At 65.7% G+C, this 19861-nt stretch carries 19 protein-coding genes, 1 tRNA gene and 1 pseudogene; 11 read left to right on the top strand and 10 right to left on the bottom strand.

Going from position 1 to position 19861, the window contains the following annotated elements; all coding sequences use genetic code 11:
* Positions 1–91: 91 nt before the first annotated feature.
* Both ACWEFL_RS24855 and ACWEFL_RS24850 read right to left on the bottom strand, forming a co-directional pair.
* Complete coding sequence (locus ACWEFL_RS24855; RefSeq protein WP_451716520.1) at positions 92–379, bottom strand: hypothetical protein; 288 nt, start codon at positions 377–379, stop codon at positions 92–94.
* Positions 380–477: 98 nt separating this feature from the next.
* Positions 478–1611 carry an IS630 family transposase gene (locus ACWEFL_RS24850; protein ID WP_451716518.1) on the bottom strand — a complete coding sequence of 378 codons (1134 nt, stop codon included), beginning with the start codon at positions 1609–1611 and terminating at the stop codon, positions 478–480.
* Between the two features lie 443 nt (positions 1612–2054).
* Between ACWEFL_RS24850 and ACWEFL_RS24845 the strand changes: the two genes are divergently transcribed.
* The 3 genes from ACWEFL_RS24845 to ACWEFL_RS24835 are packed head-to-tail and all read left to right on the top strand — an operon-like array spanning position 2055 to position 5181.
* Complete coding sequence (locus tag ACWEFL_RS24845; RefSeq protein WP_451716517.1) at positions 2055–3341, top strand: hypothetical protein; 1287 nt, start codon at positions 2055–2057, stop codon at positions 3339–3341.
* Positions 3341–4486: a DUF262 domain-containing protein gene (locus tag ACWEFL_RS24840; RefSeq protein ID WP_451716516.1), complete on the top strand. Its 1146-nt coding sequence runs from the start codon at positions 3341–3343 to the stop codon at positions 4484–4486. Before ACWEFL_RS24845 ends, ACWEFL_RS24840 begins: the two co-directional genes overlap by 1 nt.
* Entirely contained in the window at positions 4483–5181 is a 699-nt protein-coding gene (locus ACWEFL_RS24835; RefSeq protein WP_451716514.1) for an MAE_28990/MAE_18760 family HEPN-like nuclease, read from the top strand. The genes ACWEFL_RS24840 and ACWEFL_RS24835 overlap by 4 nt, the downstream gene beginning before the upstream one ends.
* A 195-nt stretch (positions 5182–5376) precedes the next feature.
* Here ACWEFL_RS24835 and ACWEFL_RS24830 read toward each other — a convergent pair whose 3' ends face one another.
* From ACWEFL_RS24830 to ACWEFL_RS24815, 4 genes are read right to left on the bottom strand one after another with little or no spacing between them, the layout of a single operon-like run.
* Positions 5377–5751: a hypothetical protein gene (locus tag ACWEFL_RS24830; RefSeq protein WP_451716512.1), complete on the bottom strand. Its 375-nt coding sequence runs from the start codon at positions 5749–5751 to the stop codon at positions 5377–5379.
* Positions 5745–6110 (bottom strand): hypothetical protein, encoded by a 366-nt coding sequence (locus ACWEFL_RS24825; RefSeq protein WP_451716511.1) that lies wholly within the window; start codon positions 6108–6110, stop codon positions 5745–5747. The genes ACWEFL_RS24830 and ACWEFL_RS24825 overlap by 7 nt, the downstream gene beginning before the upstream one ends.
* Positions 6104–6589, bottom strand: a complete 486-nt coding sequence (locus ACWEFL_RS24820) for an ATP-binding protein (protein ID WP_451716568.1) — start codon at positions 6587–6589, stop codon at positions 6104–6106. The genes ACWEFL_RS24825 and ACWEFL_RS24820 overlap by 7 nt, the downstream gene beginning before the upstream one ends.
* Before the next feature lie 10 nt (positions 6590–6599).
* On the bottom strand, positions 6600–7007 hold the full coding sequence (locus tag ACWEFL_RS24815) for an NUDIX hydrolase (RefSeq protein ID WP_451716566.1): 408 nt from the start codon (positions 7005–7007) through the stop codon (positions 6600–6602).
* A 108-nt stretch (positions 7008–7115) separates the two neighbouring features.
* On the opposite strand from ACWEFL_RS24815, the gene ACWEFL_RS24810 reads away from it, so the two are divergent.
* Both ACWEFL_RS24810 and ACWEFL_RS24805 read left to right on the top strand, forming a co-directional pair.
* Positions 7116–7904, top strand: coding sequence for a GntR family transcriptional regulator (locus ACWEFL_RS24810; RefSeq protein ID WP_451716509.1), 789 nt, complete (start codon positions 7116–7118; stop codon positions 7902–7904).
* A gap of 107 nt (positions 7905–8011) precedes the next feature.
* Positions 8012–8699 (top strand): annotated as a pseudogene (locus ACWEFL_RS24805) (tyrosine-type recombinase/integrase); the annotation flags it as partial.
* Positions 8700–8751: 52 nt separating this feature from the next.
* Here ACWEFL_RS24805 and ACWEFL_RS24800 read toward each other — a convergent pair.
* Positions 8752–8825 (bottom strand) — tRNA-Gly (locus ACWEFL_RS24800).
* A gap of 479 nt (positions 8826–9304) precedes the next feature.
* Here ACWEFL_RS24800 and dcd point away from each other — a divergent pair.
* Both dcd and ACWEFL_RS24790 read left to right on the top strand, forming a co-directional pair.
* The gene (gene dcd, locus ACWEFL_RS24795; RefSeq protein ID WP_399245410.1) at positions 9305–9880 is read left to right on the top strand and encodes a dCTP deaminase; all 576 of its coding nucleotides are present in this window, start codon (positions 9305–9307) and stop codon (positions 9878–9880) included.
* Positions 9881–9893: 13 nt separating this feature from the next.
* Positions 9894–10391, top strand: coding sequence for a phosphoribosyltransferase (locus ACWEFL_RS24790; protein WP_451716507.1), 498 nt, complete (start codon positions 9894–9896; stop codon positions 10389–10391).
* A 112-nt stretch (positions 10392–10503) separates the two neighbouring features.
* Here ACWEFL_RS24790 and ACWEFL_RS24785 read toward each other — a convergent pair whose 3' ends face one another.
* From ACWEFL_RS24785 to ACWEFL_RS24775, 3 genes are all read right to left on the bottom strand, one after another.
* Entirely contained in the window at positions 10504–11400 is an 897-nt protein-coding gene (locus tag ACWEFL_RS24785) for a Yip1 family protein (protein WP_451716506.1), read from the bottom strand.
* Positions 11401–11714: 314 nt separating this feature from the next.
* On the bottom strand, positions 11715–14009 hold the full coding sequence (locus ACWEFL_RS24780) for a heterodisulfide reductase-related iron-sulfur binding cluster (RefSeq protein WP_451716505.1): 2295 nt from the start codon (positions 14007–14009) through the stop codon (positions 11715–11717).
* 181 nt (positions 14010–14190) lie between these two features.
* On the bottom strand, positions 14191–14718 hold the full coding sequence (locus ACWEFL_RS24775) for a sugar transferase (RefSeq protein ID WP_451716504.1): 528 nt from the start codon (positions 14716–14718) through the stop codon (positions 14191–14193).
* A gap of 545 nt (positions 14719–15263) precedes the next feature.
* On the opposite strand from ACWEFL_RS24775, the gene dnaK reads away from it, so the two are divergent.
* The 4 genes from dnaK to ACWEFL_RS24755 all read left to right on the top strand — a co-directional run bounded on the left by dnaK (position 15264) and on the right by ACWEFL_RS24755 (position 19528).
* Positions 15264–17132, top strand: coding sequence for a molecular chaperone DnaK (gene dnaK, locus ACWEFL_RS24770; protein WP_451716503.1), 1869 nt, complete (start codon positions 15264–15266; stop codon positions 17130–17132).
* On the top strand, positions 17129–17815 hold the full coding sequence (gene grpE / locus ACWEFL_RS24765) for a nucleotide exchange factor GrpE (protein ID WP_451716501.1): 687 nt from the start codon (positions 17129–17131) through the stop codon (positions 17813–17815). Before dnaK ends, grpE begins: the two co-directional genes overlap by 4 nt.
* Before the next feature lie 63 nt (positions 17816–17878).
* Positions 17879–19060 (top strand): molecular chaperone DnaJ, encoded by a 1182-nt coding sequence (dnaJ, locus tag ACWEFL_RS24760; RefSeq protein WP_451716500.1) that lies wholly within the window; start codon positions 17879–17881, stop codon positions 19058–19060.
* Positions 19061–19066: 6 nt separating this feature from the next.
* Positions 19067–19528: a heat shock protein transcriptional repressor HspR gene (locus ACWEFL_RS24755; RefSeq protein WP_451716499.1), complete on the top strand. Its 462-nt coding sequence runs from the start codon at positions 19067–19069 to the stop codon at positions 19526–19528.
* Positions 19529–19861: the final 333 nt, after the last annotated feature.

Genomic DNA, 19861 nt, shown 5'->3' with positions numbered 1-19861 from the left:
GCTGCCGCGTTCCGCGCGTGAGCTTCGCGGTGCAGTCGTCGTTCGTAGTCCCAGATCTGGCGGGCTACGGGGGCACTGGTTGCAGTTCGGATCAGCCGCTCGTTTTCACGATCCACCAAGAAGGGACCGTTGCCTCCCAACCGAGGGTGCTGTCCGCTCCGACCGTCTCTGACTGCCCCCAGTAGAAGATCCACTCGAACGGCAAGGCCCCCACGCGCAGGATCTCAAGGTCGTACGTTACGTGGCCCCGCACGTCGTCGATCTCGGAAAGCACCAGTGGGCGCGCGCCCTCCCCTGTCAGCATCTTCCGATGATGACAGGGCACCATCACATACTGGTTCGGGTACACCCGCTTCAGGGGTTCGATCACCGAGCGCATACGGGGCCACGTCCGCGCCTGCCGCTGAGCGTGGCGCCGGCATCGCCAACGAGAACGATGTGAGCCGTGGAGCGGGGACAGGTACTGCTAGTGCCGGATCAGGCAATGTTTGCCCTGTTGACGACCTTGTGTAGGTGTTTGTCGGCGGCGTGGCGGTTTCGCCAGATGATGTAGCGGCGGATCATGCTGCCCTGTTCCTTGTGGGTGGCGTGGTCGGTGCCGTCCAGGGCGAAGTCGCGCAGGGCGGTGAACTGGGCCTCGATGCGGTTGAGCCAGGAGCTGTTGGTCGGGGTGTAGGCGAGTTCGACGTTGTTCGCCGCGGCCCAGTCGCCGACCAGGCTGTCCTTGGCCGTGGTCAGGTGAGGGGCGAAGTTGTCGAGCACGATCGCGATCCGGATGTGCGGCGGGTAGAGGCTGCGCAGGTAGCGGCAGAACTCCAGGAACCTCGTGCGGTTCTTCGTCGGCTTGATGTGGCCGTAGAGCCTGTCCCGGGCCAGGTCGTAGGCGGCGAACAGGTGCCTGACCCCGTGCGGGCGGGTGTAGGTCGCCCGGCGCCGTCGGCGGGGTTCCCGGTCGGGGTCCTTGTGCTTCCCGCCGCGTTCGGCCCACTGCCGGCCGGGGTGGGGCATCAGGTTGAGCGGCCCGAACTCGTCCAGGCAGAAGACGACTTCGGGCTCGCCGTCCTCGGGTATCACCTCGCCGTCGGCGATCGCGTAGAGGTGCTCGACCCGGGCCTTCCTGGCCGCGTAGTCGGGGTCGCGGGAGGTTTTCCAGGTCTTCAGGCGTTGAAAGGAGACGCCTTCCTCGCGGAGCAGGATGCGAAGGCCCTCGTGGCTGATGTCGTCGACCACCCCCTCGGCGACCAGGAAGTCGGCCAGCCTGGCCAGGCTCCAGGTGGAGAACGGCAGGCCGTGCTCGGCCGGCCTGGACTTGGCGGTCTTCTTGATCTCGCGCCGCTCGGGCAGCGTGAACGTTCTCGGCCTCCCGCCCCTGTACTTCGGATACAGCGAGCCGAAGCCGTCGGTGTTGAAGTTGCGGATCACGCCCCGGACCCGGTCCGCGCTGGTGAACGTCACCTCCGCGATCCCCGCCACCGGCATGCCCTGCGCGGACAGCAGCACCATCTGCGCCCGCCGCCAGGTCACCACCGAACCCGTACCGCGGCGTACGATCCGCAGCAACCGCCTGCCCTCGCCGTCATCAATCTCCCGCCCCCGCACACGTTCAGCCACCCGATCATTCTGACCGTACGGCCCCACCCCACGCAGCAACCACGCACCGACTCATCACAGGGCGAACCTTGCCTGATGCGGCACTAGCCCAGATCGGTGGCCTTTTTGAGCACTCCTCTGCGTCGCGGGTTGGGCCAGTAGCGGTGCAGCGCTGCCAGTGGGTTCTGTCGGTACTGAGCGGTGATCGTCAACTGTCCTGAAAACGCAGAGGCTTAAGCCATGCAGTTTTAGCTCTCCCATCAATTTAGGCTTGCCCCGTTTTGCGTGCCCGGCATGCTCCTGAGAGGTAGGCCGACGCGCCCTGTTCCCTTGTCAGGGAAGCTGACCTCGACTGTCGCTGGCCAGCCGCACTTCGTTTGTTTCTTCGGACAGTTGACAACAGGTCTCGTTTCATGAGATAGACTGGAGCAGTCGATATTGCGCACTCTTAAGAAAGAAGGCTTGTGGAAGGCCAGGCTGATTTCATTGGTAACAGTCACGCTCAGGAGGCATCGGCTTCTCTTCCTGCGAAAAATCCTCCTGGCCAAGTTGTAAGTGGTTCCCTATCTCCCAAGAGGCCAGCAACAGAATCGGCTGGAATGGCGGATGCCTTCCCATACTATGCCGGTTTCTCATTCGAGTGGGCATGCAGCAAAATTAAAGAAGCTCGATCTCAGGACCAGCTGACAATTCTGGATCCTTGGAATGGTAGTGGAACAACGACACTTGCGGCCAACTTTAATGGCCACAGATCTGTTGGAACAGACCGCAATCCCATTGCTAGCCTGGTCGCACAGCTTCGTTGCTTGACTCCACCAAGCACAGTAGTACTCGAGAATCCAACAGTCGCTAATTCAGGGACTAATCGAGATTCGGACCCGTTGAATAATTGGTTTGCCGCTGAGACAGTCACGAGAGTACGTGACTGGACTGAGAGCCTTTCTCTCGCCCCAACAAGTACTCGCACGTTGGGTATGGTCGGCCTGTTCAGAGTCGTAAGAGGGCTCACCAAAAAATTCGGTGGAAGTAACCCCACCTGGGTCAAGCGCGCAAAGAGTCAAGAAGATTTGATTTCTACTTCACCAGGTGAGATTGACCGCTTGGTGGTCGAAGAGCAAAGAATTTTGAAAAAAAGGCTGACAAATACTAGTCGTACCAGTTCGCAGGTTACTCTGCTCACGGCAAATGCCAATCAGCTCCCTATTTCTGACTCCTCGGTGGATTTTGTACTCACTTCACCGCCTTACCTAACACGAATCGACTATGCTGTTGCTTACTCTCGAGAGTTGGCACTTCTAGGAATCGATGTTTTCGCGGATCGCTCCATTCGCTCATCTCTGATGGGTACTACTTTGATTCGCAACGCGGACGGTTTCACCCCGAGTTTCGGCGCTTCTGGGAGGAAACTACTGGAAGATGTTGCGTCACATCAGAGCAAAGCATCTTCTGGCTACTACCTCAAGCAAACTCGGCAATACTTGAGTGACTTGAGCCAGGGGCTGAATGAAATTACTCGAGTTTCCAAGCTCGAGACTGTAATGCATCTCGTGGTTCAAGATTCCTACTATAAAGATATCCCCGTTCCGCTAGCAGAAATCTGCATCGACGAGGCACAATTGCGAGGGTGGGTGCTTGAAGACAAGGAAGAATTTCCTGTGCGGAGACTTCTGACTTCTCTAAATAAGTCAGCACGCGCTTACATCAAGGGAGAAGTGGCGGAGAGCGTCGTCACTCTGAGGAGGAAAAGGTAGTGACGAGCGAAATCACCCCAGTTACGCCCGACGAACTGATTCAAGCTGTCGATAAGAAGATCTCTGCGGTTCGCACCCAGAGCCTGGACTTCTCCTTCAATGAACTGGCCGACATGCATGCTGATGGCGAGCTGATCATTGACCCAGAGTTCCAGAGAATGTTTCGCTGGTCGGAAGGCGGCCAAGCCCGATTCATTGAATCCCTGCTTCTTGAGCTCCCAATTCCTCCCATCTTTCTGATTGAAAGAGAGGACAGGGTCTATGAATTGATCGATGGCCTTCAGAGAATCTCTTCATTCTTGCACTTCAGGGGTCAGCTGAAGATTGACGATGAGCTTCTTGAGCCGCTAGTTCTCTCGGACTGCGATATCGTGAAAGAGCTTAACGGCAAAACATACGCCGACTTGCCGCGCGCTCTCGAAATTAAGCTGAAGCGGAGTTATATCAGAGCGGAGATTCTCAGGAAAGAGAGTGACCCTCGCCTCCGTTACTACATGTTTAAGAGGTTGAATACTGGCGGCGAGAGGCTTGCTGAGCAGGAAGTCAGGAATGCAACTATCCGACTCCTATCTAATGAATTCAATCACTTCATTGTGAATCTGAGTAAGGATGTAAATTTTGCATATTCAGTGGATGCGATCACTGAAAACGCAAAGAAGCGGAAGTTTGATCAAGAACTTGTATTGAGGTTTTTCGCCTTCAAGAATGTGCGACACCTCTACAAGCATGATATCGCAGACTTCCTAACTGACTACCTTGAAGATGTATCAGATTCGAACGTCGATACGGACTTCGACTACGAAGCTGAAAGGGAAGTGTTCGAGAAGACCTTCTTGGTGATCAGGAAGATTGCAGAGTGTCTTGATTACGGCTCTAAGATCTTCGGTACTGTGACAGCAGGAGGCCAGCCGAAGGCCCAGTTCTCCGTTTACCATTACGAGGGAATTGTCTTGGGGCTTCAGCCTGTCATCGATAGAATTGACCCGGAAAATCCTGAAACGATTGAACCGCTGTCCGCTGTAGTGCGAGAAGGGAAGGCAGACAGGGAGTTCCTGAAGGCGACCGGCGGAGGGAAAAACGAGCGAAATGCCTTGCGTGCGCGAATCGAGTACTTCTCAGAACGATTTGAGAGGGCTTTGGGTTGAACATCGCAGACCTGAAGGCCGAACTCGAAGAGGATCTTGTTTGGCGGCTAGACGAGCTTCGTCACCTCAAGAACCGACTGTTGGGGGATGAACCTCGCGATCAGTGGTCTGCGGCGTCAATGCGCACCATTCTTGTGATGCAGTACGCGCATCTCGAAGGTTTTACTCGAAACGCCTTTGCGGTGTACGTTGATGTCATCAATAGCGAGTCGCTTATGGTCAAGGACATGCAGCCACAGCTCATGGCGGCCGCTTTGACAGAGGAATTTGACGCAGTCCGTAAGAATGTAAATTCAGACGGAGATAAGGATGAAGATGGTCGGCTGACTCGAAGGGCAAAGAATCAGGTTGCCTTCGTCGAGAAGATGCATGCTATAGCTGATTCTCCCGTCACTCTCGTTTCGGAAGTAGTGGCATCTATGGAGATGAACCTAGGGCGCGACGTTTTGAGGCGTTGCCTGTATATGCTTGCAATTCCGGGCAGTCAGGTCCCTAAGGCGCAATACAGTGCAATCGAGTTTGTGAAAAATGCGCGGAATGATATAGCTCATGGAAGCCGCAAGGAGCGCATTTCGGTCGGAATGTTTGACGCGCATCGGCAGAAGTGTGAACAATTTATGAAGGATTTGATCCGTCTAATTACCTTGGCTGCCTCCAGTGGATGGTTCAGGAAGGGGGCAATCGAAGTTGACTGATCGAAAGGTCCGCGTAGCCGACCGCCCCAGCCACGACGTACCCCTTCTCTAACCTCAAGCGGCTTACTGCTCTGCGCGCGGCACGGGCGTCGGCCGGGCTGGAGTGGGGCGGAGACAGGAGCGCAGGCCCGGCCGGGGCCGGGCCGCGCGCGGCGCGCTTGCGCGGCGCCTTGAACCCGTAGAGAAGGTTGTAACTCACTGCCCGTCCGGTGGGCTGAACTGGTCTGTGCACGCGGGGGGTCGGCCTGTACTGCGGTGTGCTAGGGGTAGGAAGTGGACTGGGTGGGCGGTCCAGGTGATGCGTTGGCCGGTGCTGGTGAAGGAGACGTTGCAGGGCTTGCCCTGGCGTAGTGCCTCTGCCATGGCCTGGCGGCCTTCGTAGAGCCATTGCCATGCCTGGGCTGCCGAGTTGTCATCGAGTGCGGAGGTGATCGTGTTGAGTGCGATGGCGATCCAGCGGACGGCCTGTCCGGCGGAGTGGGCGTCGAATGCGGCGAGCCGTGTCGGGGCCGTTCCGTCCTTCCCGCCGGTCCAGCATTCGCACCAGTAGCCGGGGGTCGGCTTCACCATCGGTTGCCCTTCGGACGGGTGGGGGTGGCGGTGATGACGTACGTGGTGTGGTCGTCGTGGAGGGTGAGGCGGTAGGCGTGGCCTGCCGCGAGGGAGCTGAGGGCCCGTTCGTGTTCGCGTGCGTCGTTGAGCCAGTGGCGGCCGGGGCGTGCGTATGGGGTGTCGAGCTGGTCGGCGACGGCGGCCGTGCGTTCGCGGAGCCAGCGCAGTGCGAGGCGGGGAGTGGTTGCCGTGCGCGAGCCGAGCGGGATCGTCTCCGGCGGGGCACCTCCGGGTTCATAGCGGGGGCGGGCCGCTGCCCGGCATTCGTAGGTGGTCCGGTCGGCGGCGGGGAGTAAGCCCACAAGGTGCGTCACCACGGGTGGCCTCCGCTGGTCGGGCTCGTGAAGAGTTCGGCGGTGACCGTGCGGCCGTGCTCTCCGTGACGGATCTCGACGCGATGGGCGAGTGCGTTGACGATGCCCAGTCCCCGGCCGTGTGCGGCTTCGTCGGAGGGGCGGCCGATCGTGGGGACGCTGTCGGTGGTGCCGGCGTCGGTGACCGAGAGGGCGACGCAGCGGGCCAGGACGGCCACGGCCAGGTGGAAGCTCCCGTGCCCGGCGGAGTCTCCGGGCGCTCTGCGGCCGCTGGCGGTGTGGAGGATCGCGTTCGCGCTCAGTTCGCTCACGATCAGTTCGGCGTCGTCTGCCAGCGGGGAGCCGCGCAGGATGTCGCGGGTCCAGCGGCGGGCGCGGCTGACCTCTTCGGGTAGACCTGGGCAAGTGAGTCCCCAGCCCCGACCCTTGCTCGTATACTCGTGTGTACAAGTTCCTCCGTGCTGATCGGCCGCTGTGTGCAGCAGGTTCGGGCTAGACGAGTTTCACGCCGTCGTGGGCGCGTACGGCAGGCGGGGACGCCGCGTCCATCGCGTCCAAGACGCGGATCGCGTACGCCTCGTCGGCGAGTTCGGTGACCTCTTCACGGGTGACCCACCGCAGTGCGCGGGTCTCGCTCCCGGTGGCCGGGGTGCCGTCGGCTGCCTCGCAGCGGAAGACCAGCGAGACGATGAGGCCCTTCATGTTCTTGTAGACACCGGTGAGGGTCGCGGGAAGCGCGATCTTGACGCCGGTCTCTTCGAGGACTTCGCGTTGCAGCGCCTCGGGGATGGTCTCCTCGCGTTCGAGGACTCCGCCCGGCGGTTCCCAGTGGCCGTTGTCGCGCCGCTGGATCAACAGGGCCCGGCCCCGGTCGTCCACGATCACTCCGGCGACGCTCATGGAGTGCGGGCGGTCAGTGCTCACGTTCCTCGGGCCCTCTCGGCTGACCAGGCTCTCCACCGTAGCAGCGAAACTCACCCACTCGTCTAGATACCTAAAGGAGTGCACATGCCCTCACTCCCCTCCGCCGCGCTCGGGGCCCTCGACCCCACGAGCGACCGCGCGGTCTTCCGGCAGATCGCCGACCAACTGCGCGAGGCGATCGACCGCGGCCGGTTCAAGGAGGGGGAGAAACTGCCCTCCGAAGCCGAGCTGGTCGAGCATTACGGGGTCTCCCGGATGACCGTACGGAACTCCTTCTCGATCCTCCAGGGCGAGGGCCTGGTCCATGCCGAGCACGGCAGGGGTGTGTTCGTGCGTCCCCGGCCGCCCGTGCGGCGGCTCGCCTCCGACCGGTTCGCCCGTCGCCACCGCGATCAGGGCAAGTCCGCGTTCGTCGTGGAGGCCGACGCGGTCGGCGGCCACCCCCAGGTGGACAGCCTGGAGGTCAAGGAGGAGAAGGCGAGCCAGGACATCTCCACCCGGCTCGGCTCCGTACGCAGGGTCCTCGCCCGTCACCGCCGCTACCTGCTCGACGGGCGGCCGGTCGAGTTCGCCACCTCGTACCTCCCGCTCGACATCGCACGCGGTACGCAGATCGCCGAGCCGAAACTCGGCCCCGGCGGCATCTACGCCCGACTCGAAGAACTCGGCCACCACCTCGACCACTTCGAGGAGGAGATCCGCGCCCGCATGCCCTCACCCGCCGAGGTGAAGACGCTCCGGCTCGCCTCCGGCGTGCCCGTGATCCATCTGATCCGCACCGCGTACGACACCGAAGGGCGGGCCGTGGAGGTCTGCGACACCGTGATGGCGGCGGACGCGTACGTCCTCAACTACCAGCTCCCGGCGACCTGACCACGCCAACGACGGCAGCGCGCAAGGGCACTCCCGAAACGGCCGTCCAACACCCCCGCCTGTTCGCTACCTTCACGGCTCCTGGCTTCGGCCTGGTTCACCACTGGCCGAGCCGCATCAAGGGCGCGGGCATAGGAGTCGTCCGCCGAACGGCAGATCGCCACCGTGGACCAGGTCGACGCTCTCGCCGATGCGCTGGGGCCGAGCTGGCGGCTGATGGTCTTCCTCGGGGCCTACGGGCCGATGCGGCCCGAGGAACTGGCCGAGCTGCGGCGGAAGGATGTGGACCTTGACGCGGTGGTGGTGCGGGTGCGGATGGCAGCGCCCGAGTTGACGACCGGCCGTCGTGCCGAAGGGCCGACCAAGTCCGAAGCGGGGACGCGTCGGGTCGTTCTGCCGGCGTTCCTGCGGACCGATCTGCGGCGGCATCTCGACTGGTACGCGGAGAAGGAGCCGGACGGGCTGCTGTTCGTGGGTGAGCGGGGCAAGCCATTCCGGCGGTCCACCTTCGGGCGGAAGTAGCGTAAGGCGCGTACCGCGGTCGGGCTCCCCGCTGGCTTCCGGTTCTACGACCTTCGTCACACGGGGCACACCCTCGCGACCCGTTCCGGAGCCACCCTCAAGGACACGATGGTCCGGGCCGGACAGTCGTCCGAGCGGGCGGCGCTGATCTATCAACACTCGGATCTCGACCGGCAACAGGAAGTCGCGCACGGCCTGGATCAGCTCGTGCGGGCGGCCCGTCAGAAGGACCGTGACCGGCCTTCTGGTGCGGATCTGGTGCGCGACGCCTGATGTGGTCTAGACAACAATCAAGGCCCCGGTCTCCGACCAGGGCCTTTGTCTGTGGAGCGGGTGACGAGAATCGAACTCGCGCTCTGAGCTTGGGAAGCTCATGTTCTACCATTAAACTACACCCGCGTGGCGGCCGACGATCGAGAACCGCAACGCCGCTCACTCTACCCCATCGCAGGCCCCAGGCGTATGACGCCGCGGGGCCTCATTGCTGTGTGGGTGGCCCGGAGTGCGGTGGATGTGGGTGCGCGGCAGGGGAGTTGAGGCGTAGCGTGGTGGGCGGAGTGCCGCTCCAGGGCGGGGAGGGTTCATACCCTAATGTGGGCGTTCGTCCGCATTTCTTGGGGAAGGGACCTGATGGACTTGATGGAGCGCACCGTCGTCCGCTGTGCCGAGGGGCACGTCTTCACTACCGCTTCGTTGCCGATGCAGCAGCTCGGAACCCGGCGGATCGGACCGGGGAGGCTCATCCGGTGTCCGCGGTGTGCGCGGCTGCGCAATGTCGTGCCGGTGGAGGTCGGTAGGTAGTCGGCCGGCAGGAGAGGCGGGGCGCGCACGGGCCGTCCGGGTGAGGTGGGTCCGTGCGCACTGCGTATCCTCGGGGGGTGCTTCTCTCAGACAAGGACATCCGTGCCGAGATCGACGCCGGACGGGTGCGCATCGACCCGTACGACGAATCCATGGTGCAGCCCTCCAGCATCGATGTGCGGCTGGACCGCTACTTCCGGGTGTTCGAGAACCATCGCTATCCGCATATCGATCCGGCGGTCGAGCAGGCCGATCTGACGCGTACGGTCGAACCCGAGGGTGACGAGGCGTTCATCCTCCATCCGGGGGAGTTCGTGCTGGCGTCGACGTACGAGGTCATCTCGCTGCCCGACGATCTGGCGTCGCGGCTGGAGGGCAAGAGTTCGCTTGGGCGGCTCGGGCTCGTCACGCACTCGACCGCGGGCTTCATCGACCCCGGGTTCTCCGGGCACGTCACGCTCGAACTCTCGAATCTCGCGACGCTGCCGATCAAACTCTGGCCGGGAATGAAGATCGGTCAGCTGTGCATGTTCCGGCTGAGTTCGCCGGCGGAGTTCCCGTACGGGAGTGAGCGGTACGGGTCCCGCTACCAGGGACAGCGGGGGCCGACGGCCTCGCGGTCGTTCCAGAACTTCCACCGGACGCAGGTGTGACGGTGTGGCGGGTGTGAGCGACGCTCGGGAGAACCTGACGTACGAGATGTTCGGGACCGCGGTCCGGGAGCTGGCGCAGGCCGTGGCCGACGACGGGTACGAGCCCGACGTCGTGCTCTCGATCGCGCGCGGCGGGGTGTTCGTGGCCGGCGGGCTGGCGTACGCGCTGGACTGCAAGAACATCCATCTGGTGAACGTCGAGTTCTACTCGGGCGTCGGGCAGACGCTGGAGATGCCCGTGATGCTCGCCCCGGTGCCGGACGCCATCGACTTCAGCGACAAGAGAGTGCTGATCGCCGACGATGTCGCCGACACCGGCGCGACGCTCAAGCTGGTGCATGACTTCTGCCGGGATCACGTTGCCGAGGTGCGGTCCGCGGTGATCTACGAGAAGCCTCACTCCACCGTGAAATGCGAGTACGTGTGGAAGCGCACCGAGGCTTGGATCAACTTCCCGTGGTCGGTCGAACCGCCTGTCGCGCGGCGTCAGGGCCGGATTCCGGACGCCTAGATCCAGACGGTATGGGTCTGCCGGTGGGCTTCTTCGGCCGCAGCGCGACCCGGACCGTACCGGGCGCGCGCCCGATCGCGTCGAGCACGACCCGGCTCGTGCCCAGCGTGAGCTAGATCGTGCCGAGCTTGATGATCGACAGCAGCGCGATCAGCTGGATCGCGGACGCGCCCAGCGCCTTCGGCCACGGCAGGTCGTGCGACTTGCTGACCATCACGGTGAACAGGGCGCCCGCGCCCAGCCAGGTCGCCCAGCCGAGGAGCTGGACCAGGGAGTTCTCGCCGCCGAGGAAGAGGGCGAAGAGAAGGCGGGGCGTGTCCGTGATGGACATGATCAGCATGGAGAGGCCGACGGTCGGCTGCCAGGCGCCCGTGCCGCCCAGCTGGCGGGCCAGGGTGTGGGTCACCGCGCCCAGGATCAGGCCGCCGATCACGAACGCGATCGCCGTCGTCAGGACGAACGGGATCGCGGTGGAGAGGGTCGCGTTGATCGTCTCCTCGCGCGGCTCGTCCAGGCCGAAGATGGCCAGCAGGCCGTAGAGGAACGTCACGACCAGCGCCGGGCCCCACACCGGGTAGTCCCGCATCTGGAGGAACGTCGCGCCCGGGCGCAGGACGACGCCGCTCAGGAGCTGCTTCCAGTGCAGCCGCGGGCCCACGGGGGCGGCGGGGGCGTTGCCCGCCTGGTAGGTCGCGCCCTGGCCGTAGGGGTCGTTGGTGGAGAACACCTGCGTGTGGCCGGGGTTGTTCGCGTACGGGTCGTGGTACGGGTCGCCCTGCGGGGGGCGCTGCTGCTGGTGCGGGTCTCCGTAGTACTCCGGTTCCCCGTACGGGCCCTGGGGCCTCTGCCCGCCCTGATGGCCGCCGCCGCCGGGATAGCCGCCCTGATGGCCGCCGCCCGCCTGGGGCGGCCACGGCTGCTGCCCGTACGGGGGCGCCTGTGGTGCCTGCGGTGGTCGCTGCTGCTGCGTGCGGTTGTCCCGGCCGCGTCCGATCCTGAATCCAGCCACGCTTTCGAACGTACCCGGTTCCGCTGTGCGCTGAGGCTGCCCGGCGGGATGAGGGGCCCTTTGCGGCCGACCTGTGACATCCCTTAGGGGGTCCCCGGGGGGTTGTCCCCAGGTGGCGGACGCTCCGGGAACGCCGCCGCCGTCACTCCCGTCCCGGTGGTTCCGGGAGCCCCACCTCCGCGCCGCCGGATCCCGCCTCCATATCGCCGGATTCCGGCTCCGTACGGACGGAAGCGGGTGGTCCCGCCCCGAGGCAGTGCCACCCGCTTCCGTTTGCCGTTTGCCGTCGCCGGTCGGCGCGGCCCTGTGACCGGCTACTGCACCGGTTCGGGCTCCGGCGCGTCGGTCGGTTCCTCGTCGGGGGCCGGGTCGGCCGGGGGAGTCTTCACCGAGTCGAGGAGGAGCTGTGCCACGTCCACGACCTTGAGGTTCTCCTTCGGGGCGACGCCCTTCACGGAGCCGCCCTCGGCCGCGGCCTTCTTGCTGTTGACGGAGTCGGTGAGCATGACGAGGCAGAAGGGGCAGGCGGTGGAGACGATGTCGGGGTTGAGGGAGAGCGCTTCGTCCATGCGCTCGTCGTTGATGCGCTTGCCGATGCGCTCTTCCATCCACATACGGGCACCGCCGGCGCCGCAGCAGAAGCCGCGTTCCTTGTGGCGGTGCATCTCCTGCTGGCGCAGACCGGGGACGGCGGTCATGATCTCGCGCGGGGGCGTGTAGATCTTGTTGTGCCGGCCGAGGTAGCAGGGGTCGTGGTAGGTGATCAGGCCCTCGACGGGGGTGACGGGGATCAGGCGGCCCTCGTCGATGAGGTGCTGGAGCAGCTGGGTGTGGTGGATGACCTCGAACTCGCCGCCGAGCTGCGGGTACTCGTTCGCGATCGTGTTGTAGCAGTGGGGGCAGGTCGCGACGATCTTCTTCGCGGACTTCGGCTTGCGGGTCGACTCGTCCTCGTCATCTTCGCCGAAGGCCATGTTCAGCATCATGACGTTCTCCTGGCCGAGCTGCTGGAACAGCGGCTCGTTGCCCAGGCGGCGCGGGGAGTCGCCCGTGCACTTCTCCTCGCCGCCCATGATCGCGAACTTCACGCCCGCGATGTTCAGGAGTTCCGCGAACGCCTTGGTGGTCTTCTTGGCCCGGTCCTCCAGGGCGCCCGCGCAGCCGACCCAGTACAGATAGTCGACCTCGGTGAGGTCCTCGACGTCCTGGCCGACGATCGGCACCTCGAAGTCGACCTCCTTGGTCCACTCGACGCGCTGCTTCGGCGCCAGGCCCCAGGGGTTGCCCTTCTTCTCCAGGTTCTTGAGCATCGTGCCCGCCTCGGACGGGAACGCGGACTCGATCATCACCTGGTAGCGGCGCATGTCGACGATGTGGTCGATGTGCTCGATGTCGACCGGGCACTGCTCGACGCACGCGCCGCAGGTGGTGCAGGACCAGAGGACGTCGGGGTCGATGACGCCGTTCTCCTCCAGGGTGCCGATCAGCGGGCGCTCGGCCTCCGCGAGCGCGCCCGCGGGGACGTCCGCGAGCTGCTCGGCGGTCGCCTTCTCCTCGCCCTCCATGCTCTTGCCGCCGCCGGCCAGCAGATAGGGGGCCTTGGCGTGCGCGTGGTCGCGCAGGGACATGATCAGCAGCTTGGGGGAGAGGGGCTTCCCGGTGTTCCAGGCCGGGCACTGCGACTGGCAGCGGCCGCACTCCGTGCAGGTGGAGAAGTCGAGGATGCCCTTCCAGGAGAAGTGCTCGACCTGGGAGACGCCGAACACGTCGTCCTCGCCCGGGTCCTCGAAGTCGATCTCCTTGCCGCCGCTCGTCATCGGCTGGAGCGCGCCGAGCGCGGACGCGCCGTCCGCGTTCCGCTTGAACCAGATGTTGGGGAAGCCGAGGAAGCGGTGCCAGGCGACGCCCATGTTGGTGTTGAGCGAGACCGTGATCATCCAGATCAGCGAGGTGCCGATCTTGATCATGGCGGTGAAGTAGATCAGCGTCTGGAGGGTGGGCACGCTCAGGCCGTCGAAGGCCAGGACGAGGGGGTACGAGACGAAGTACGCGGCCTCGTAGCCGTCCACGTGGTGGATCGCGCCCTCGAGTCCGCGCAGGACGAGGATCGCGAGGCCGATGACGAGGATGACGTACTCGACGAAGTACGCCTGCCACGCCTTGGAGCCGGCGAAGCGGGACTTGCGGCCGGCGCGGGAGGGCAGATTCGCCAGCCGGATGGCCATCAGGACGAGGATGCCCGCCACGGTCATCAGGCCGATGAACTCGATGTACATCTCGAACGGCAGGAAGCCGCCGATGACCGGGAGCATCCAGTCGGCCTTGAAGAGCTGTCCGTACGCCTGCAGCAGGGTCGGCGGCAGGGTGAGGAACCCGATCGCGACGAACCAGTGGGCGAAGCCGACGATTCCCCAACGGTTCATCCGGGTGTGGCCGAGGAACTCCCGGACCAGGGTCAGCGTGCGCTGCCGGGGCGCGTCGGTGCGGCTGCCCGCGGGGACGGCCTGACCGAGCTGCACGAAGCGGTAGATCTGCGCGACGGCTCGCGCGATGAGCGCGACGCCGACCACGGTCAGAACCAGCGACACGATGATCGCGGCGAGCTGCATTTCGGGGCTCCTCGGGCCTGCGAGGGTGGGTGACTGTAAGGCTAATTCAGCACAGTTGGGGCGATTGAGCACCGTGTGCCATGTCACTTGATAATACTAAGCGGTAACTTAATCAGTCCGTGCTGAGAGTACCCATTTCCGCCGCCGCACTGTTAGCCACTCGGCCGGTGATCTGCGTCGCTCAGGCTTGCCTCAGCAGGGGTGCACGTCGCGGGCTCCGGCCCCGTACGGCTGCGGGGAGCGTGCGGGCCAGGATCGTCAGGTCCATGCCCAGCCAGTGCTCGCGCACATAGTGCAGATCGAGTACGGACATCTCCTCCCAGGGCAGTCCGGACCGGCCCCCGATCTGCCAGAGCCCGGTGATTCCGGGGCGTACGGCGCTCCGGGCCCTCTCCTCGGCGGTGAGGATCCTGTCCGGCGGCAGCGGGCGCGGGCCCACCAGAGACATCTCGCCGCGAACGACGTTGATCAACTGCGGCAGATGGTCGAGGTAGTGACGGTGCAGCAACCGCCCCACGGCGGTGGCCGGAGCCATCCGGAACGTCCGCATCGCGAACGGCCGGCCGTCCCGTCCGGAACGCTGCCTGTGTACGAGGACGGGGCCCGGCGAGGTCGCGGCGATCGCGGCGGCGAGGGCGAGGAGCGGTACGGCGAGGAGCAGGAGAAGGAGGGCGCCGCCCAGGAGATCGACGGCTCGCTTGGCGGGCATGGGCGCACTTCCTCACTGGGGTCGCTCGGGGTTGCTCGGGGTTGCTCGGGCCGGTCGGGTTCGGTCGGCCCTGGTCGGGTCCGGTTGGGGCCCGGTCGGGTCCCGTCGGGTCGGGCCCGGTCGTCGGGGGCGCGCTGGAGCCGGGGCGGGTTCCGGGCGGTTCCGCCATGGCTCTGTGGCGGCTCTGGGGTGGCTGTGGGCTTTCGGGGGCGCGTGGCGGCCGTTCGGGTGGTCTCTGTGGAGGTGACGGCTTCCGGCGGGTCCGGGGGCCCTTGGTGTCCGCTCATGGATTTGACGGTGTTCGGTGTATTTGTAAGCCATTGAGAGGTGCGGCCCCGGCATGACGCGCTCCGGAGTGGCCCGACCGCACCCGGTGCGGCCGGGCGCGGCCCTGGGCGAGGGTGGGGCGACGGCAGGATGAGAGCGGGGTGAGGATAAGGGCGGGATAAAAGTTGAGTGGGCTCGACTCAGGTCTGTTGACTCGGGCGGGAAGGTCATGCATCCTTGAGCCAGATCCACTCAAGTAGTCAGCTGGAGGAATTGACATGGCACGTGCGGTCGGCATCGACCTGGGCACGACTAACTCCGTCGTCAGCGTTCTGGAGGGCGGCGAGCCCACCGTCATCACCAACGCCGAGGGTGCCCGGACCACGCCGTCCGTCGTGGCCTTCGCGAAGAACGGTGAAGTGCTGGTCGGCGAGGTCGCCAAGCGCCAGGCGGTGACCAACGTCGACAGGACCATCCGGTCGGTCAAGCGCCACATGGGCACCGACTGGAAGATCGAACTCGACGGGAAGAACTTCAACCCGCAGCAGATGAGCGCCTTCATCCTGCAGAAGCTGAAGCGCGACGCGGAGTCCTACCTGGGCGAGAAGGTCACCGACGCGGTGATCACCGTCCCCGCGTACTTCAACGACTCCGAGCGCCAGGCCACCAAGGAGGCCGGTGAGATCGCCGGTCTGAACGTCCTGCGGATCGTCAACGAGCCGACCGCCGCCGCCCTGGCCTACGGCCTGGACAAGGATGACCAGACCATCCTCGTCTTCGACCTCGGTGGCGGCACCTTCGACGTGTCCCTCCTGGAGATCGGTGACGGCGTCGTCGAGGTGAAGGCCACCAACGGTGACAACCACCTCGGTGGTGACGACTGGGACCAGCGCGTCGTCGACTACCTGGTGAAGCAGTTCGCCAACGGCCACGGCGTGGACCTGGGCAAGGACAAGATGGCCCTCCAGCGTCTGCGCGAGGCGGCGGAGAAGGCGAAGATCGAGCTGTCGTCCTCCACCGAGACGACGATCAACCTCCCGTACATCACGGCGTCCGCCGAGGGCCCGCTGCACCTGGACGAGAAGCTCACGCGCGCCCAGTTCCAGCAGCTGACCGCGGATCTGCTGGAGCGCTGCAAGACCCCGTTCCACAACGTCATCAAGGACGCGGGCATCGCGCTCTCCGAGATCGACCACGTCGTTCTCGTCGGCGGCTCGACCCGTATGCCCGCCGTCGCCGAGCTCGTCAAGGAGCTGACCGGCGGCAAGGAGGCCAACAAGGGTGTGAACCCGGACGAGGTCGTCGCCATCGGCGCCTCGCTCCAGGCCGGTGTCCTCAAGGGTGAGGTCAAGGACGTCCTGCTCCTCGACGTGACCCCGCTGTCCCTCGGCATCGAGACCAAGGGCGGCATCATGACCAAGCTCATCGAGCGGAACACCACGATTCCGACGAAGCGCTCCGAGATCTTCACGACGGCCGAGGACAACCAGCCGTCCGTCCAGATCCAGGTCTACCAGGGCGAGCGCGAGATCGCCGCGTACAACAAGAAGCTCGGGATGTTCGAGCTGACCGGTCTGCCGCCGGCCCCGCGCGGGGTCCCGCAGATCGAGGTCTCCTTCGACATCGACGCCAACGGCATCATGCACGTGACCGCGAAGGACCTGGGCACGGGCAAGGAGCAGAAGATGACCGTCACCGGCGGCTCCTCGCTGCCGAAGGACGAGGTCGAGCGGATGCGCCAGGAGGCCGAGCAGTACGCGGACGAGGACCACCGCCGCCGCGAGGCCGCCGAGACCCGCAACCAGGGCGAGCAGCTCGTCTACCAGACCGAGAAGTTCCTCAAGGACAACGAGGACAAGGTCCCGGGCGAGGTGAAGACCGAGGTGGAGAGCGCCGTCTCCGAGCTGAAGGAGAAGCTCAAGGGCGAGGGCGACAACTCCGCCGAGATCCGCACCGCCACCGAGAAGCTCGCGGCCGTCTCCCAGAAGCTCGGCCAGGCGATGTACGCCGACGCCCAGGCGCAGCAGGCCACGGCCGGCGACGCGCAGGGTGACGCGGGCGCGCCCGGTCAGGCCAAGGCGGACGACGATGTCGTGGACGCCGAGATCGTCGACGACGAGAAGGACGCCAAGGGCGGTGCGGCGTGACGGAGGAGACCCCGGGCTTCGACGAGAAGTCCGACGTTCCCTCCGGCGCCACACCTGACGACGCCGCCGAAGCCGCTGAAGCCGCCAAGCTCTCTGCCAAGGAGGGGGAGGCGGCCCCGGCAGGGGACGCAGCCAAGATCACCGGTCTGACGGCTCAGCTGGACCAGGCCCGTACCGCTGTCAACGAGCGCACGGCCGACCTCCAGCGGCTCCAGGCCGAGTACCAGAACTACCGCCGCCGCGTGGAGCGCGACAGGGTCAGCGTCAAGGAGATCGCCACGGCGACTCTGCTGGGCGAGTTGCTGCCCGTGCTCGACGACATCGGCCGCGCCCGTGACCACGGGGAGCTGGTGGGCGGTTTCAAGTCGGTCGCCGAATCGCTGGAGACGGCGGTGGCGAAGATGGGCCTCCAGCAGTTCGGCAAGGAGGGCGAGCCCTTCGACCCGACGATCCACGAGGCGCTGATGCACAGCTACGCCCCGGATGTCACCGAGACGACGTGCGTCGCGGTGCTCCAGCCGGGGTATCGCATGGGCGAGCGGACCATCCGCCCGGCGCGGGTCGCGGTGGCCGAGCCCCAGCCGGGCGCGGCCCCGGCGTCCGCCAAGGATTCCCAGGACGCCAAGGACTCCAAGGGAGCGACGGCTGACGGCGAGGAGAGCGGTGGCCCGGACGAGGGCTGACGCTGCGGAGGAAGTCGCGGAGGAAGTGAACGTCCGGAGGACCGTCCGGAAGGAGGGACGTCGATGAGCACGAAGGACTTCGTCGAGAAGGACTACTACAAGGTCCTCGGCGTCCCCAAGGACGCCACCGAGGCGGAGATCAAGAAGGCGTACCGGAAGCTCGCCCGCGAGTTCCATCCGGACGCCAACAAGGGCGACACCAAGGCCGAAGAGCGTTTCAAGGAGATCTCCGAGGCGAACGACATCCTCGGGGACGCCAAGCGGCGCAAGGAGTACGACGACGCTCGGGCTCTCTTCGGCAATGGCGGCTTCAGGCCCGGTCCCGGTGCCGCCGGCGGTTCCTTCAACTTCGACCTGGGCGACCTCTTCGGAGGCGCCCAGGGCGGGCAGCAGCAGGGAGCCGGTGGCTTCGGCGGCGGTCTCGGCGATGTCTTCGGCGGGCTGTTCAACCGCGGCGCGGGCGCGGGCACACGCGTTCAGCCGCGCCGCGGCCAGGACATCGAATCCGAGGTCACGCTCAGCTTCACCGAGGCGGTCGACGGGGCCACGGTCCCGCTGCGGATGTCCAGCTCGGCCGCGTGCAAGGCGTGCGCGGGCACCGGTGACAAGAACGGCACCCCCCGCGTCTGTCCGACCTGCGTCGGCACCGGGCAGGTCTCGCGCGGCGGCAGCGGCTCCTTCTCGCTGACCGACCCGTGTGTGGACTGCAAGGGGCGCGGTCTGATCGCGCAGGACCCGTGCGAGGTCTGCAAGGGCAGCGGGCGCGCCCGTTCCTCGCGGACCATGCAGGTCAGGATCCCGGCGGGCGTCTTCGACGGCCAGCGGATCCGGCTGCGCGGCAAAGGCGCGCCCGGTGAGCGGGGCGGCCCGGCCGGCGATCTCTACGTCGTCGTCCACGTCGGCGCGCACCCCGTGTTCGGCCGCAGGGACGCCAACCTCACGGTCACCGTGCCCGTCACCTACACCGAGGCGGTGCTCGGCGGCGAGGTGAAGGTGCCCACCCTCGGCGGACCGCCGGTGACGCTGAAGCTGCCCGCCGGAACACCCAACGGACGGACGATGCGCGCCCGCGGCAAGGGAGCTGTCCGCAAGGACGGCACCCGTGGTGACCTGCTGGTCACCGTCGAGGTCGCGGTTCCCAAGGATCTGAGCGACAAGGCGAAGGAAGCGCTGGAGGCGTACCGCGAAGCCACCGCGGACGAGGACCCGAGGGCCGAGTTGTTCCAGGCCGCGAAGGGAGCATGAGAGTCCATGGACGGAAGGGACCCGAGGGACGGTAGGCGTCGCAACCCCTACCAGCTGACCGATGAGTCGCCGGTGTACGTCATCTCGGTGGCGGCCCAGCTCTCCGGCCTGCACCCGCAGACTCTGCGCCAGTACGACCGGCTGGGCCTGGTCTCCCCGGACCGCACCGCGGGCCGGGGGCGGCGCTACTCCGCCCGCGATATCGAACTGCTGCGCACCGTCCAGCAGTTGTCGCAGGACGAGGGCATCAACCTCGCCGGGATCAAGCGCATCATCGAACTGGAGAACCAGGTCGCGGCGCTTCAGTCCAGGGTCGCCGAGCTGTCGGCGGCGGTCGAGGGCGCGGCGGCGGCGATGCGGCAGCGCGAGGCGCAGGTGCATGCCTCGTACCGGCGCGATCTCGTGCCGTACGAGGATGTGCAGCAGGCGAGCGCGCTGGTGGTGTGGCGGCCCAAGAGGGGCGAGTAGGCGCGCAGGCGCGTACGGGAGTGTCCTCGGGGGGTTCCCACGGACGGACCCCGGTCGGACCCTGGTCGGGCTCCGCGGGTCTTTGCCGGGCTGCGGCGGGCTCCGGCGGGCCTCCGCGCGCTCTCCGCGCGCCTCAACGGCGTTGCGCTGCCGCGTGGATGGGCCTGCGCGGCCCACTCGGGCCCGTACAGCCGTGCGGCGAGGTAAACCCGCTGCCGGAGGTTTATCGCCCGGCACCGCGCCGTCTGGCGCGTTTCGCTCGGGGGTGCCGTCGGTCGCTCGGGTCCGGGCGGTGTACCGGTCGTTGTCCGGGCCGGGCCCCGGAACCACCCG

It is taken from the genome of Streptomyces sp. NPDC004838, assembly GCF_053600955.1.
This window is presented reverse-complemented; position numbering and strand designations above follow the sequence as displayed.

Bases quoted from the DNA above. Each gene is read 5' to 3' on its own strand.
- ACWEFL_RS24855 (WP_451716520.1), bottom strand. From the start codon at position 379: ATGCGCTCGGTGATCGAACCCCTGAAGCGGGTGTACCCGAACCAGTAT.
- ACWEFL_RS24830 (WP_451716512.1), bottom strand. From the start codon at position 5,751: ATGGTGAAGCCGACCCCCGGCTACTGGTGCGAATGCTGGACCGGCGGG.
- ACWEFL_RS24815 (WP_451716566.1), bottom strand. From the start codon at position 7,007: ATGAGCGTCGCCGGAGTGATCGTGGACGACCGGGGCCGGGCCCTGTTG.
- ACWEFL_RS24810 (WP_451716509.1), top strand. From the start codon at position 7,116: ATGCCCTCACTCCCCTCCGCCGCGCTCGGGGCCCTCGACCCCACGAGC.
- ACWEFL_RS24780 (WP_451716505.1), bottom strand. From the start codon at position 14,009: ATGCAGCTCGCCGCGATCATCGTGTCGCTGGTTCTGACCGTGGTCGGC.
- ACWEFL_RS24775 (WP_451716504.1), bottom strand. From the start codon at position 14,718: ATGCCCGCCAAGCGAGCCGTCGATCTCCTGGGCGGCGCCCTCCTTCTC.
- dnaK (WP_451716503.1), top strand. From the start codon at position 15,264: ATGGCACGTGCGGTCGGCATCGACCTGGGCACGACTAACTCCGTCGTC.
- dnaJ (WP_451716500.1), top strand. From the start codon at position 17,879: ATGAGCACGAAGGACTTCGTCGAGAAGGACTACTACAAGGTCCTCGGC.
- ACWEFL_RS24755 (WP_451716499.1), top strand. From the start codon at position 19,067: ATGGACGGAAGGGACCCGAGGGACGGTAGGCGTCGCAACCCCTACCAG.